Source organism: Bacillus sp. SRB_8 (assembly GCF_003264205.1).
GTDB classification, from domain to species: Bacteria; Bacillota; Bacilli; order Bacillales; family Bacillaceae_G; genus Bacillus_A; species Bacillus_A mycoides.
Genome location: NZ_NADT01000230.1, coordinates 1 through 318, shown reverse-complemented (window position 1 = coordinate 318; position 318 = coordinate 1). Strand labels below are relative to the sequence as shown.

The window sequence follows — 318 nt, the reverse complement described above, 5'->3', positions numbered from 1 at the left end:
GAGGGAGTCGAGGTCTTGCCAGCGAAGGTGGTGGTGGCGTTGCGGTCCCCGGTTTGCAGTGGACGGTTGCCAGCAGGCGATATCAGTCAGGGCTTCGCGAATGCGGAAGCAGCAGGTGGCGTAGAGTTCGTCGACCTGGGCTTGAGTTGTCGGATCCGACTCGCCGTCCTGTGTGAGTTGTCTGTCCATGTGGCGTCCTAATGCGGCCCAGGCCGCGACCAGCTCCTCCATGACCGGTTCTAGCGCCGCCCGGCAGCGTGCGTTTTCCGGCTCACGGGCGAAAGCTTTCCGCGACCAGTTCCAACGTGTCGGGTCGTG

The 318-nt window shown here is 63.8% G+C and carries 1 protein-coding gene; it reads right to left on the bottom strand.

The annotated features are described in order from the left end of the window. The coding region (locus B5P40_RS33235; RefSeq protein ID WP_220089790.1) for a hypothetical protein at window positions 1-189 on the bottom strand (189 nt) is incomplete at its 3' end. Window positions 190-318: the final 129 nt, after the last annotated feature.